The sequence below is a fragment of the Gordonia sp. NB41Y genome (assembly GCF_030718915.1).
In the GTDB taxonomy this organism is placed as follows: Bacteria; Actinomycetota; Actinomycetes; order Mycobacteriales; family Mycobacteriaceae; genus Gordonia; species Gordonia desulfuricans.
The window spans coordinates 1,437,543-1,450,741 of record NZ_CP132196.1 but is presented as its reverse complement, the minus strand read 5'-3'; the positions used below and the strand labels follow the sequence as shown (position 1 = coordinate 1,450,741).

The 13,199-nt window shown below is 69.7% G+C and carries 15 protein-coding genes; 8 read left to right on the top strand and 7 right to left on the bottom strand.

All coding sequences use genetic code 11. From position 1 onward, the window contains the following. Positions 1 to 19 precede the first annotated feature (19 nt). Complete coding sequence (locus Q9K23_RS06190; RefSeq protein ID WP_053776851.1) at positions 20 to 850, bottom strand: maleylpyruvate isomerase N-terminal domain-containing protein; 831 nt, start codon at positions 848 to 850, stop codon at positions 20 to 22. 138 nt (positions 851 to 988) lie between these two features. Between Q9K23_RS06190 and Q9K23_RS06185 the strand changes: the two genes are divergently transcribed. Beyond that, positions 989 to 1,495: a hypothetical protein gene (locus tag Q9K23_RS06185; protein WP_053776850.1), complete on the top strand. Its 507-nt coding sequence runs from the start codon at positions 989 to 991 to the stop codon at positions 1,493 to 1,495. A gap of 19 nt (positions 1,496 to 1,514) precedes the next feature. Here Q9K23_RS06185 and Q9K23_RS06180 read toward each other — a convergent pair whose 3' ends face one another. Together Q9K23_RS06180 and Q9K23_RS06175 are read right to left on the bottom strand one after the other, a co-directional pair. Beyond that, complete coding sequence (locus Q9K23_RS06180; RefSeq protein WP_053776849.1) at positions 1,515 to 3,056, bottom strand: 4Fe-4S binding protein; 1,542 nt, start codon at positions 3,054 to 3,056, stop codon at positions 1,515 to 1,517. A 7-nt stretch (positions 3,057 to 3,063) separates the two neighbouring features. Further along, positions 3,064 to 4,065: a diiron oxygenase gene (locus tag Q9K23_RS06175; protein WP_053776848.1), complete on the bottom strand. Its 1,002-nt coding sequence runs from the start codon at positions 4,063 to 4,065 to the stop codon at positions 3,064 to 3,066. A gap of 170 nt (positions 4,066 to 4,235) precedes the next feature. Here Q9K23_RS06175 and Q9K23_RS06170 point away from each other — a divergent pair, with 170 nt between their 5' ends. Beyond that, on the top strand, positions 4,236 to 6,023 hold the full coding sequence (locus tag Q9K23_RS06170; RefSeq protein ID WP_053776847.1) for a cation:proton antiporter: 1,788 nt from the start codon (positions 4,236 to 4,238) through the stop codon (positions 6,021 to 6,023). Positions 6,024 to 6,029: 6 nt separating this feature from the next. Here the strand turns inward: Q9K23_RS06170 and rpsR are convergent, their stop codons facing one another. From rpsR to rpmB, 4 genes are read right to left on the bottom strand one after another with little or no spacing between them, the layout of a single operon-like run. Next, positions 6,030 to 6,302 (bottom strand): 30S ribosomal protein S18, encoded by a 273-nt coding sequence (gene rpsR, locus Q9K23_RS06165; protein ID WP_020793647.1) that lies wholly within the window; start codon positions 6,300 to 6,302, stop codon positions 6,030 to 6,032. Positions 6,303 to 6,338: 36 nt separating this feature from the next. Continuing rightward, on the bottom strand, positions 6,339 to 6,644 hold the full coding sequence (gene rpsN / locus Q9K23_RS06160) for a 30S ribosomal protein S14 (protein ID WP_053776846.1): 306 nt from the start codon (positions 6,642 to 6,644) through the stop codon (positions 6,339 to 6,341). Beyond that, positions 6,644 to 6,808 (bottom strand): 50S ribosomal protein L33, encoded by a 165-nt coding sequence (gene rpmG, locus Q9K23_RS06155; protein ID WP_020793770.1) that lies wholly within the window; start codon positions 6,806 to 6,808, stop codon positions 6,644 to 6,646. The genes rpsN and rpmG overlap by 1 nt, the downstream gene beginning before the upstream one ends. Continuing rightward, positions 6,808 to 7,044 carry a 50S ribosomal protein L28 gene (gene rpmB / locus Q9K23_RS06150; RefSeq protein WP_053776911.1) on the bottom strand — a complete coding sequence of 79 codons (237 nt, stop codon included), beginning with the start codon at positions 7,042 to 7,044 and terminating at the stop codon, positions 6,808 to 6,810. The genes rpmG and rpmB overlap by 1 nt, the downstream gene beginning before the upstream one ends. 98 nt (positions 7,045 to 7,142) lie before the next feature. Between rpmB and Q9K23_RS06145 the strand changes: the two genes are divergently transcribed. The 6 genes from Q9K23_RS06145 (at position 7,143) to Q9K23_RS06120 (ending at position 13,199) form a co-directional block, all read left to right on the top strand. Beyond that, positions 7,143 to 8,522, top strand: a complete 1,380-nt coding sequence (locus tag Q9K23_RS06145) for a GTP-binding protein (RefSeq protein ID WP_261977806.1) — start codon at positions 7,143 to 7,145, stop codon at positions 8,520 to 8,522. Further along, positions 8,519 to 8,773, top strand: coding sequence for a type B 50S ribosomal protein L31 (locus Q9K23_RS06140; RefSeq protein ID WP_053776845.1), 255 nt, complete (start codon positions 8,519 to 8,521; stop codon positions 8,771 to 8,773). Before Q9K23_RS06145 ends, Q9K23_RS06140 begins: the two co-directional genes overlap by 4 nt. A 158-nt stretch (positions 8,774 to 8,931) precedes the next feature. Then, a complete protein-coding gene (locus Q9K23_RS06135; protein ID WP_305950428.1) occupies positions 8,932 to 9,201 on the top strand; it encodes a hypothetical protein in 270 nt (89 codons plus the stop codon). 341 nt (positions 9,202 to 9,542) lie between these two features. Continuing rightward, positions 9,543 to 11,099 (top strand): hypothetical protein, encoded by a 1,557-nt coding sequence (locus tag Q9K23_RS06130; protein WP_305950537.1) that lies wholly within the window; start codon positions 9,543 to 9,545, stop codon positions 11,097 to 11,099. Position 11,100: 1 nt separating this feature from the next. Continuing rightward, a complete protein-coding gene (locus Q9K23_RS06125; protein WP_053778488.1) occupies positions 11,101 to 11,538 on the top strand; it encodes a hypothetical protein in 438 nt (145 codons plus the stop codon). Further along, the gene (locus tag Q9K23_RS06120) at positions 11,535 to 13,199 is read left to right on the top strand and encodes an FHA domain-containing protein (RefSeq protein WP_053778487.1); all 1,665 of its coding nucleotides are present in this window, start codon (positions 11,535 to 11,537) and stop codon (positions 13,197 to 13,199) included. Before Q9K23_RS06125 ends, Q9K23_RS06120 begins: the two co-directional genes overlap by 4 nt.

Sequence of the window (13,199 nt, the reverse complement as noted above, 5' to 3'; positions counted from 1 at the left end):
TCGCGGACGGCCGGGGGTGTCAGGGTTGTGGCGCGTGCCGGCTGCGGGCGTCGGCGAGCCGACGGTTGAGACCCAGGGCCAGCCACGGCCGGGCGCCCCAGGCCATGCATCGTCCGGCCAGGAGTGACGGCGCGGCGGCGAACCGCCCGTGCGCGGCCAGTACCACCGAGATCGGGTCGATGCTGATGTGGACGTCGGCGGGTTCCGGATCGGTGGGATCGATCTCCAGGCGACCGTCGCGGAACTGATAGACGATCCGCTCCCCGGTCCGCCGGATTCGGATGTCGTAGGTGGCCGAATGACCCGAGCAGACGTGGTGGTCTGCCCACGGCCGGAGGAGCTCGTGGCCGCCACGGGTGACCATCGGTGCGATCATCGGGTCGATCGACCACTGCCGCCCGAGTGAGCGTGCGATGTCCCGGCCGCGAATGGCCATCTCGCCGATCAGGATTCCCAGGGCGGCGTCGGCCCGGACGCGGCGCTGCCCGGCGATCCGCATCATCGGCACGCGTGCGCCGAAGTGGCCGACGGTGTCGAGCAACTCGGCGAGATCGGCCCGGAACATCTCGGTCAGTCCGCGGATGTCGCGGGTGGGCAGATTGGCGATCTGCTTGGCATAGATGTCGTTGAGAAACCTTGGGTGCGAAGGCCATTCGTCGGCACCGTGGGTCAGTGCGAGGTAACGGGCCGGCTCGGAGGCCACATGCCCGACGCAGTCGGCGAGTGACCATCCGCGATGTGACTCGACGCGGACGTCGGGGGCCTCGACGTCGTACACCAATGCGGCAAACCGGTCACCCAGTTCCTGTGCCGCATCGATGTAGTCGAAACGGGAGATCGTCTCGCGCATCGGTGGCTCACCCCCCCATCGCACGGACGACGTTACCCGGATGGCAACAAATGTGCATCGACCGATCCACAACGATTTGATAGCGATCGATGGATCTATGGACGACGGATTCCGGATGGCCGCCGTAGCGTGGCAGCCATGACCTCGCCGTATCGCCGCAGCACCTCGGTCGCCGATCTCAGCGACCTGCCACCCGGCCTCCGCGACGCCCTGCGCAACCACGCGCACTCGCACCAGCTCGCCATCACCGACGGACTTCCCGCCTGGCTCACGCGCAGCGAGAACCCGCCGTCGTATTCACTTCTCGGGCGTGCGTTCAAGCGTCGGGCGAACACCGCCGACCCCGACGCCGAGCACCAGACGCTGGTGATCGTGCATCCCACCCACCTGATCGTCGCCATCTCGGGTGCGGTGCGCGGCGAGAGCGTGCTGTCCGGACCGCTGGTCGCACTGTCGGTCGCACGCCGGTCCATCCCGCACGCCGACCGCGTATCCGACGCCGAGGCGGGCCTGAGCATCACCGGACTGCGCATCGAGTCCGGCGACACCGGTTCCTTCTACGTCGGACTCGGGCCCGAACCGGCCGGGCAGGAGTGCGCCGACGCGGTGCGTGCGGCGATCGACGCCGCCAAGAACCCGGGCTGACCCGGGTCCGGTGCCCGGCTCAGCCGCGCCCGACGCGCAACAGGGTGCGGCGGGGCCGGGCGGTGCGGGTGCGCGGCAGACGGCCGGCCTCGAGATCGGCCAGCAGCGACGTGACGGTCTCGGTGGAGTCGGTCTTGTTGGTCCCGATGAACCCCGACGGTCCGCGCTTGATCCAGCCGGTGACGTACATGCCGGGGACGGGGCCGTCGGCGTCGACGATGCGTCCGGCGCGATGCCGGATGGTCCCGGTGGACTCGTCGAAGGGCAGGCCGGGCACCGGTCGGCCGCGGTAGCCGATCGCGGCGAGCACCAGACCCGCCTCGAGACGCTCGGTGCTGCCGTCGGGACGTGTCACCGAGATCCCGCCGACCCGGCCGTTGTCGACCTCGAGATGATCCGGGGTGCGGTCGAAGGCGAAGCGGATGTGCGGTTCGGTGGGCACCGGGCGTGCGGCGATCTCGCGCAGCAGCCGGAGTTTGGTGCGGGTGGTGGGATCGGTGGCGATCGTCGGGTCGGGTACCTCGGCGGCGTCGACGGTCACCGGGATGCCCCCGTCGACCAGTCCGACCAGCTCCGGCAGGGTGAACGCGGCGTGTTCGGCGCCGCGACGGCCGAGCACCGTGACACGTCGGACGCCCGATGTGCGCAGCGCGGTCAGCGCGTGGCGGGAGATCGGGGTACCGGCCAGGTCGTCGGGGTCACGCACCAGGATGCGGGCCACGTCGAGGGCCACGTTGCCGGTGCCGATCACCACGGCCTCGCGGACCCGGAGGCCGACGGCGAGATCGGTGAAATCGGGGTGGTCGTTGTACCAGCCGACGAACGACGTGGCGCTGGTGACGCCGAGGGCCTCGGCGCCCGGCAGGGTCAGCGGGCGGTCGGTGGGGGCGCCGCCGGCCCAGATCACCGCCGAATGCCGCGCCCGCAGCTCGGCCAGGGTCACATCCCGGCCGACCTCGGTGCGCAGGCGGATCTCCAGTGCGGGATTGCTCGCGACGTCGTCGAACAGTCGCATCACCGTGCGGGTGGAGCCGTGGTCGGGGGCGACGCCGAAGCGGGCCAGGCCGAACGGACGGTCGAGCCGCTCGTACATGGTCACCGAGACCTGGTGGTGTCGTAGCAGTTCGTCGGCGGCGTACATCGCCGACGGCCCGGAACCGACGATCCCGATCGACACCGGGCCGTCGACGGCCAGCCCCTCGGGATGGCCCACCGGTGCCAGCGGCAGCCGCCGGCCTGGGTCGACCGGGAAGCGGGCGGCGGTCAGACCCAGCGGATCGGCCATGTCGAGCGTCGACGTATCCGGTTGCGGCGCATACATCTCGGCGTTGATGTCGACGAAGCGCTCCTGGCCGGGCGTCAGGCGGTGCGACGGGGTGATCGCCCCGACCGGGCAGGCGGTGACGCAGGCGCCGCAGTCGACACAGGTGTTGGGATCGATGTAGAGCATCTCGGCGATCCCGAAGTCGGGTTCGTCCGGGGTGGGATGGATGCAGTTGACCGGGCAGGCGTAGACGCAGGAGGCGTCGCCGCAGCACGCCTGGGTGACGACGTGGGGCATCGGTGGATCAGCTCGCGGTGTAGGTGGGTTCGCTGCGGTAGCGCGACTTGCGACCGGAGATGCCCAGGACCCGCCACAGCGGGCGCGAGACCGGGTTCATCAGCCCGCACTGGTCGGCGAGCATCCGGACGTCGCCGAAGACGTTGCGCAGCACACGCTTCGACTCGGCGGACTTCCAGAAGATCTCGCGCATCACCTCGTCGGGCACGTCGAACTGACGGCGGAACCCGCGCGGCGGCACCATGATCGCGCCGGCCAGTACCCGCATGGTGATCGGCATCGCCAGCGACAGCATGAAGCGCTGCACCGGGCCCTTGGCGGGCACGGTCTCACGCAGGTGGTGATGGGCGAAGGAGATGTGGCGGGCCTCCTCGGCGACGTGCAGCTGCATCACCGCGGCCATCGCCGGGTGCAGGTCCTCGCTGATCCGCAGGAAGTCCTTCTGCAGATGGTCGATCGGCTCCTCGCCGCCGAGTACGCCGAAGAAGAAGACGGTCGGGAAGATGGTGGAGGCCAGCGGGACCAGCGGGGAGAACCGGCGGTAGTATTTCTTGGCGCCCGGGACGTCCATGCCGACCCGGTTGACCAGCTCCTGGAACATCAGGGTGTGGTTGCACTCCTCGCGCGACTCGTGCGTGGTGTACCGGAACTCCTTGGCGCCGTTGGGCAGCGAGAAGCTGTACTGCATCAGACCGCGGATCAGGATGGACTCGAACTGCAGGCCCACCTTGGCGACATTGGCCTGCCGCCACATGCCGATCGCGATCTGCTTGTCCTGCGGCTGCGCCTGGTACCACGGATGACGGCCGATCGGGTCGACCTCGTAGGACAGGATCCAGCGGGGGTCGTCGGGGACGACGGCCATCTCCGGGGCATCCCAGTCGATGTCGATGTAGGGGTCGAAGTTGCGGTGCACCGACGCGGCCGACAGGTCGTCGAGGACCTGCAGGTAGTCGTTGTCCACGTCGGATTTGGCATGCTCGGGCTCGTAGCGAAGCGCTTCGGTCATCGTGAACTCCCGGTGTGACGGCGGCGACGGTGGACGGCGGCCGCATGGTGACAATGTGCGTTGTCATAGACGGTAACCCGGGTCACTCTATGCGTCAATACGCGATGTAACGGTCGGCGATGATCGGCTCCGCCGCGGATCGCCGGCGGCTTTGCGGCACGATATCTGGCATGGAGCAGATCCTGATCGTGATCGGCGTGATCCTGTTGATCACCGCTGTGGTGGAGATCGGACCCAAGGTGCACGTGCCGTCGGCGCTGGCCCTGGTGGTGATCGGTGCGGTGATCGGCATCCTGCCGGTGGTGCCTGCGGTACACCTCGATCCCGAATGGATCCTGGTCGGCGTGCTGCCGCCACTGCTCTACGCGACGGCGGTCCGGATGCCGGCCATGGAGTTCCGGCGTGACTTCGGCGCCATCTCCGCGCTGTCGGTGGTGCTGGTGCTGATCAGTGCACTGGTCCTCGGGCTGTTCTTCTGGGCCGTGGTGCCGGGGATCTCGCTGGCCACCGGTGTCGCGCTGGGTGCCATCGTCAGCCCCACCGATGCCGTCGCCACCGGTATCGCCAAGAAACTCGGGGTGCCGTCGCGGGTCACGGCCGTACTCGAGGGGGAGAGCCTGCTCAACGACGCCTCGGCGCTGGTGCTGTTGCGGGCGGCCGTCGCCGCGATGGCCGCGTCGATCTCCTTCGGCGGTGTGGTGCTCAACTTCTTCTACTCGGTGATCGTGGCCGTGGTGATCGGTGCGGTGATCGGCATGCTGAACCTGCGGGTGCGTGCGCGGATCACCGATCCCGCGGTCAACACCGCCATCTCGTTCACCGTCCCGTACCTGGCCTATCTGCCCACCGAGGAACTCGGCGGTTCCGGTCTGGTCGCCGCGGTCACCGCGGGCCTGATCACCGGTGCCGGGGCCGTCCGGCACCTCACCTCGCGGCACCGCATCTCCGACACCCAGAACTGGAAGATGGTCGAGATGCTCGCCGAGGGCGGCGTCTTCTTCCTGATGGGCCTGGAACTGTGGGGTCTGATCGTCGACGTCGGCAACGAGCACGACGGTGTCCAGCATGCGGTGTGGCTGGGGATGGCGGCGCTCGGCGTGACGCTGCTGGTGCGTGCGGTCTATGTGGTGCCACTGGTGTGGTGGCTGGAACGACGCCGCCTGCGCGGTGAGGCACTGCGTCCGGTCCTGGAGGGGTTCACCGCCACCCCCACCGTCGCGACCGAGCCGGAGGCCCGTGGGCTGCGTCGCCGATTCTCCCGATGGCAGTGGCGGTTCCGGTTCGGCTCCCGCCGTGATCCCGACCTCGGCGGGATGACGGTGGTCTCGCCGGAGACCGCGGGCCGGATCAACGCGCGGGTCACCCGTGCACTCGCCGACATCGACTACTACGACGACGCACCGATCGGCCCCAAGGAGGCGACGATCGTGGTGTGGGCGGGCCTGCGCGGCGTCGTCACGGTGGCCGCGGCGCAGACCCTGCCCACCGACACCCCGGCGCGGTCGTTGCTGGTGCTCACCGCATTCGTGGTCGCGGCGGCGTCGCTGCTGATCCAGGGCGGCACCTTGTCGTGGGTGATCCGCAGTCTGCGGTTGCCCGACACCGCCGGCGACACCCGCGCCGAGCGCCTGCGTCTGCGCGCCGAGATGGACCAGACCGTGCAGCAGGTGATGGCGACCTCCGACACCGTCCGGGACGTGCCGTGGCTGCGCGACCGCATCGAGCAGGCCAACCGCGAGGCCGACGACGACGAGGACGGCGTCGGCAGCGGGGCCACCTTCGGGCTCAGCAACACCGAACGCGCACAGATGCGGGTGGTGCGCCGCGAGATCATCAAGGCCCAGCGTGCGGACCTGTTGCGGATGCGGCGGCAGGGCAAGTACTCGTCGGAGACGTTGTCCAAGGTGCTCAGTCAGCTCGATGCCGAGGAGATCAGTCTCGATCTGCAGGGCGGATAGCGGGCGTCACCGCCGGGACTCGTACGGCAGCAACGCCATCTCGCGGGCGTTGCGGATCGCGGTGGCGACCTGTCGTTGCTGTTGCGGGGTGAGTCCGGTGAGCCGGCGCGAGCGGATGCGTCCGCGGTCGGAGATGAAGTGCCGCAGCGTGGCGACGTCCTTGTAGTCCACCGGGTCACGGCCGGTCGCGGTGATGCCGAGGGCGGTCAGCCGGTTGTGTGTCCGCGTCGAGGGTTTGGGGTCGCGGACTGTTCGCTTCTTGCCCGTCGATCTCTTCATGGATGCTCCTGTGATGGTGTCGGGTGAGGGGTCTGGTCACCAGCTGGACTTGCGGATGCCCGGGAGTTGGCCGCGGTGGGCGAGTTCGCGGAACCGCACCCGCGACAGCCCGGCCTTGCCGATGAAGCCGCGGGGGCGGCCGTCGACGGCGTCCCGGTTGCGGATGCGCACGGGGCTGGCATCGCGGGGGAGTGCCTGCAGCCGGCGCCGGGCGTCGGCGCGGGTGTCGGCGTCCGCGGCCGGATCGGCGATGATCTGCTTGTACTCGGCCCGGCGGGCGGCGTACCGCGCGACCGTGGCCTTGCGGTGCTCGTTGCGGATGATCTTGGCCTTCTTGGCCATCAGCGGTCCTCCTTGAACTCGACGTGGCGGCGTGCGACGGGGTCGTACTTGCGCAGCACGAGGCGATCGGGGTCGTTGCGCCGGTTCTTGCGGGTGACGTAGGTGTACCCGGTTCCGGCGGTGGAGCGCAGCTTGACGATCGGACGGATCTCGTTGCGCGCCATCAGATCTTCTCCCCGCGTGCCCGGAGCTCGGCCACCACCGACTCGATCCCGCGCCGGTCGATGGTCTTGATTCCCTTGGCGCTCACGGTGAGTGTGATGTACCGGTCCTCCGACGGCAGCAGGTAGCGGCGGCGCTGGATGTTGGGGTTCCAGCGGCGATTGGTGCGCTTGTGTGAGTGCGACACCTGTTTGCCGAAGCCGGGTCGGCGCCCGGTCACCTGGCAGTGTGCGGACATGCCCATCTCCTTATTGGTAACGATTGGCGTTAATGCATTCGGCACGCTACCGTGGCGAGAAGCTAAATGGAAATCGTTGTCAAAAGTTGAGGTGAGTGGTGGAGATCGAACCGAACGGCCCCGACCCGGCGCCGCGTACGCCGGTGATCCTGGTGGCCGGCCTCGACCCCGCGGCGGGTGCCCGCGTCGCCGATGCCCTGGTGGTGGCCGGTACGACGCTGGTCCATCACGACCTCGGGGCGGTGGCATCCGGGAGGGTGATGCGGACGGTCAGGTCGGTCGACCTCGACGGCGCGGAGACCGAGACCGTCACCGAGGTCACCCTCGAACACGGCTGCGTCTCGTGCACCCTGCGCCTGGACCTGCTGCCGCTGCTCCGTCGCCTGCACCGTCGTGAATCGGTGGAAACGATTGTGGTGCATCTCGATTCACTACTCGAACCGGAAGCGGTCTGCTGGGCCGTCGAGCATGTGACGGTCTCGGACATGCCGGGCTTCGTCGACGGTCCGGCCGGTCGTGACGTCGAGGTCTCGGCCACGATCGCATGTCTGGCCGAGTCGGACTGGCTGACCAGCGCCACCGGCGAGATCACCGTCGGCGAGGCCGGACTCGGCGCCGTCGACGACGAGCGCACCCTCGCCCAGGTGGCCGTCGGTCAGGTCGCCTTCGCCGACGCGCTCGTCGTGCAGGGGGCCGATCCGATGATGCGGGACCGGTGGGAGACCGCCCGGCTGATGGCCGTCCTGCGCCGGCTCGCCCCCGGTGCGCCGATGATCATGGAGATCGCGCAGCGCCCGCTGACCGCGCTGATGGCGACGCAACTGCTGCGGGCGATCCCCGACGGTGCGCGCCGCGGCCGGATCGACGGTCCGCATGATCCGCTGCTGCGCGGACAGCCGCCGCTCGAACCCGAATGTGGTGTCGGGATGGTCGAGTTCGCCGCCGACCGGCCGTTCCATCCGGATCGGCTGCACGCGGCGTTCGACGTGCTGCTCGACGGCGTGGTGTGTGCTCGCGGCCGGTTGTGGCTGGCCAACCGGCCCGACGAGGCGCTGTGGCTCGAATCGGCCGGTGAGGCACTGCAGGTCAGCGCCGGCGGTCCGTGGCTCGCCGCGATGGACGAGGACGACCTCGCCGCCGTCGATCCCGAACGTCGCGCGATGGCCGGCCTGCGATGGCATCCCGAGTTCGGCGACCGGCACAGCGCCGTCGTGGTGCTGTGCCACCGCGCCGACCCGGACGAGATCACCCGCGCCCTGCAGGCGGCCTGTCTCGACGACGCGGAGATGGCCGACGGCCAGGCGCTCTGGATGGCCTACCCGGATCCCCTCGGCCATGCCCACGCCGACCCGTGCGACCGCTCCGATCCGGCCGACCTGCGCCTGCCCGTCGCCGACACCGACGGGACGGGGCCCGACACCGACCGGGCCCGGCACGACACCGACATCACCGACCCCTACCGAGAGGACCCCCGATGAAACCCGGCATCCACCCGCCCTACCGCCCTGTCGTCTTCCGCGACGCCTCCACCGGCACGCAGTTCCTGACCCGGTCGACCCTCACCTCCGCCGACACCGTCGAATGGACCGACGGCAACACCTACCCGCTGGTGGTGGTCGACGTGACCAGTGATTCGCATCCGTTCTGGACCGGCGCCGCGCGGCTGGTCGACACGCAGGGCCGTGTCGAACGGTTCCGGAGACGGTATGGGGACCGTGCGCGCGGCTGATCCGCACCGACCTGCGGTGGCGGATCAAAACCGCTGGTAGACAGGGCTGTCACCGTCGTCGACACGGTGTCCTCCGTTCGATCGGTTAGCGGGTTCAACGCCTGCCCGCCGGGTTAGAGTTGCTTGCACTCACGCACCCGCTCTCACCCTGGAGGATCATGCGTCTCCACGACTCGCGCCGGTCCTCGGCCCGGCCGGTCACGGCCGCACTCGTGGTCGGCGGCGCCGGGCTGTCGGCGACGATGGCATCGGCGGCCACCGAACCGGTCCGGGCCCCGGTCGCCGCCGGCACACAATCCACACCACCCCCGGTGACCACCACGGGAACACCGTCGCCCGGGTCGATCGCGGTCATCGTGCCCGCCGTCGGCGCGGTGTCGGCGGTGGGCCGTCGGGTCCTCGGCCGGACGCGACGGAGGCGTCGATGAGCGGCGGCGGGCGGTATCCCGCGCAACCCGGTCCGGTCGACCCGACCCGGCGGGTCCGGGTGCCCGGGCCGCCTCCGGGGCCGGGGCAGCCGAATCCGGCACCGCCGCAACACCTCCCACCGCACCATGTTCCACCCCAGCACATCCCGCCCCAGCATGTCCCGCCCCAGCACGTCCCACCCGGTCCGGCGCAGCCGCCGAGGCAGGTGCCGCCGCAGCGGCCCGGGCAGCCGCCCGCCGGTCGACCGGGGCCGCCGCCGGCGGGAGGCGCGCCGCGTGGCGGCCGCTCCGGGGGAGACCTGACCCCCGAACTCGTCGAGACCGACGTGTGGACCGACGCGATGGTCGAGCAGGCCGGGATCCCGGTGGTCGACGTCCCGTTCGTCACCGTCGGCTCCGGTATCGGTTCGTTCGTCACCGTCGACTATCTCCGCGTCTGCGGGGTGCCACTGGACCAGATCGTGGTGCTCGGCCCGCAGGACGTCCCATGGCACTCCTACGAGTACCTGACCCGCGTCTCGCAGATCCCGCGTACCGAGCGGCTGCGGTCGGACTCGGCCTCCACCCCGGACAACATCTGGGGGTTCCCGTCGTATGCGGTGCGCGAGGCGTGGGCCGACAAGTCCCTGAAACCACTGTGGAACGTGGGCACCGAACCGATCTTCAGCAACTACTACACGCCCCGCGCCGGTCACGCCTTCGAGTCGATGGAGGCCGAGTGCAACCGGATCGGATACCTGCAGTGCCTCCGGCTCGGGCAGGTCCGCATGATCCGGCGGCGCGCCGGGGGTGGCTACTACACGATCCTCACCCCGCAGGCCGCAGGCACCGGTGTCGCGCCCGGCACCGCCACACCGAATCATGGTGGGGCGCATGGTGATCCGCAGCAGTACGCCACCAAGCGGGTGGCCTTCCGCAGTCAGTGGGTGCACGTCGCGATCGGCTATCCGGGCATCAAGCTCCTGCCCGACCTGCAGGCATTCCGCGAGAAGTACCGTGACGCGAGCAAGGTGGTCAACGCCTACGAGCCGCACGAGACGGTCTATCAGGCGCTGCAGCGGCGGCCGGGCACGGTGATGATCCGCGGTGCCGGCATCGTCGCCTCCCGGGTACTGCAGCGGCTGATCGACGATCGCGACGCCCTCGGCCTGCAGACACAGATCGTGCACCTGTTCCGGACCTACGTCGACAAGCCGCACGGACCGCATATCTTCATGCGCCGAAAAGGTAAGGACGGCTGGGCATATCAGGGATTCAACTATCCCAAGTCGGTGTGGGGCGGGCAGCTCAAGGCGCGGATGCGCAGACTCGAGGGCCACGAGCGCGCCGCCGCCTACAAACAGATGGGCGGCACCAACACCCCGGTCCGCAAGGACTGGCAGGAACAGCTCAAGCGCGGTCGGCGGGAGGGCTGGTACCGGGTGGCCGTCGGCAAGGCCGAGTCCCTGGTGCCGGGCCCCGGCGGGCAGGGCGTGGTGGCCACCGTGCGCGTCGACCCACACGCATCGATCACCCAGGATGCCCGGCCGGACGGGACCTTCGAGCTCTACGCCGACTACGTGATCGACTGCACCGGACTGGAGGCCGACGTCCGCGAGCACCGGCTGCTCGCCGACCTGCTCGACCACACCGGCGCCGGGATCAACCCGGTGGGCCGGATGGACGTGGGCCGCGACTTCGAACTGCTGGGCTGCCGGAGCGGCAACGGCAAGATCTACGCGTCCGGAAGTGCCACCCTCGGCGGCTACTTCCCGGGGGTCGACACCTTCCTCGGGCTGCAGATCGCAGGCCTGGAGATCGTCGACGACCTTGCCCGGCAAGGATTCTGCAAGAAGCTGACACCGTGGCGGTCGACGCGACAGTGGTGGCGCTGGGTGCGAGGCAAGGGAGTGGACTGACGTGCTGCCGACTCTGTGGGGGCGTTTGCAGACCAGGGTTCTGGTGCTGGCCATCGTCGGCGGCATCTGGACCCTCATCATCGGTCCGCTGCTGCCCGACGGCGCCGACATCGCCACCAGCTACCGCGTGGCGTTCACCGTGCTCGCGGTGGTCATCGTGCTCGGGATCGCCTGGGAGTTCCTCTATCACTTCCTGCAGCAGTTCCGCTGGGAGAAGGACTGGCCGACGATGTTCGGTCTGCTGACCGGTATCCCGGAAGGGATCGCGGCCTGGTGCGTGGTGGCCTACACGCCGCTGCTGCCCGACGATCTGCGGCCGTCGCCGCTGGTCTACTCGATCCAGTTCGTGACCACCTGGCTGGTGGTGTGGATCGTGCTCAACGGTCCACTGCGAGCGATCTTCCCGCACTGGCGATTCCAAGGAGGTCGGTTCTTTTGAGCGCGCCTGTCGGCGGTCCCAGCGTGACACCCACGGTGACGTTGGTGGCCGGTTCCGGGATCGTGATCCGTAAACCCGCCTTCCTGTGTGTGATCGGCGAGCGATCCCGCGCACTGGTTCCCGAGATCCTGGCCCTCGAGGAGTCGGTGGCCGTCCCCGACCGGATGCCGCGCCGCGGACGTCACGTCGCGCGGGCGCTGGCGCAGCTGGTCGCCACCGCCGATCTCGACCACACCGTCGACGTCGCGTTCGCCGCGCCGGACAGTGTGGGCATCGCGATCTACCTGAGCGGCACGGTCTTCGGTGAGGCCGACGGCCACCGTCTGCAACCGGGCGACGACGAACCGTTCGACCGGGCCATCCCGTGGCCGTACGAGGGTTTCGGACTGTATCTGTCGGGTACCCGCCCTGCCGAACCCGGTGAGGAGACCTACGACCTGGTGGAGGGTTTCGTGCCCGCCGCCGGTGCGTTGCTGCACACACCGCTGGGCCTGCGCGGCACGGAGATCCACGATCTGAGTTCGCGGCCGGCCCCGGTCCGCGGTGGGCCGGCGCCCGAACCGCCGGCCGAGAAGCCCGCCGTACCCGACAAGCCTGCCGTACTGGAGAAGCCTGCCGTACCCGAGAAACCTGCGGTACCCGAGAAGCCCGCCGTACTCGAGAAGCCTGCCGCGCCCGAGCCACCGGGTACCGAACCGATGCCGGTGATGGACGACGAGCCCGAGCCGGCACCGACTCCGGAACCGGCCCCCGCTCCGGAACCGGCCCCCGTTCCGGAACCTGTATCGACTCCGGAACCGGCACCGTTCCGGTCGGCCTCGCTCGGTGGTGTCGACGTCGAGTCCGAGCCGCGGCGTGCACCGCTGGGGAAACAGCCGCCCCGCCCGGCACCGCCGTTGCCCGAACCGGCCCTTCAGGACCTCGCCGGCTCGGACCAGCAGACCGAGGCCCTGCGTCCTGAACCCCTGCGTCCTGAACCCCTGCACGCCGAACCCCTGCACGCCGAACCCCTGCGCCCGGTGAGCCCGGCCGCCCACCCGCACGCCGCGCACCGGCCCGCCGACCCGTTCGGCGACTTCAAGGTCGACTCGCTGCAGGATGCGTCGCCCGAACAACGGGAACCGTTGCCGGTGGAGGAGAGCAAACGCCCGGCCACCGAGGTCGTCGAGATCGTCGAGTCCCGCGCCCACGTGCACGGCATCCGCTGTTCGCGAGGACACCTGAACCACCCGAGGTCGTGGCTGTGCGGGGTGTGCGGGATTCGGATGGATCAGCTCACCGGCATCCTCGTCGAGGGCGAACGTCCGCCGCTGGGATGGCTGCTGCTCGACAACGGCTCCACCTACCTGCTCGACGAGGACCTCGTGCTCGGCCGGGAACCCGGCAGCTCGGGGGGCCGACGGCGCGGCACCCCCAAACCGATCCGGGTGCCCGACGAGACGGGGCAGCTCTCGCGTCGGCACATCGAGATCCGCCTGGTCGAATGGGACGTCCACGTGATCGACCTGGGTTCGGCGAACGGCACCTACGTCGCCGATCCGGCACTCGGCAACCGTGAGGTGCGCCTGAATCCGCGGCAGCCGCACGTTCTCTCACCCGGCTCACACGTGCGGATCGGTGGCCGTCACTTCATCTTCGAATCGCCGCACGCCCGGACATGA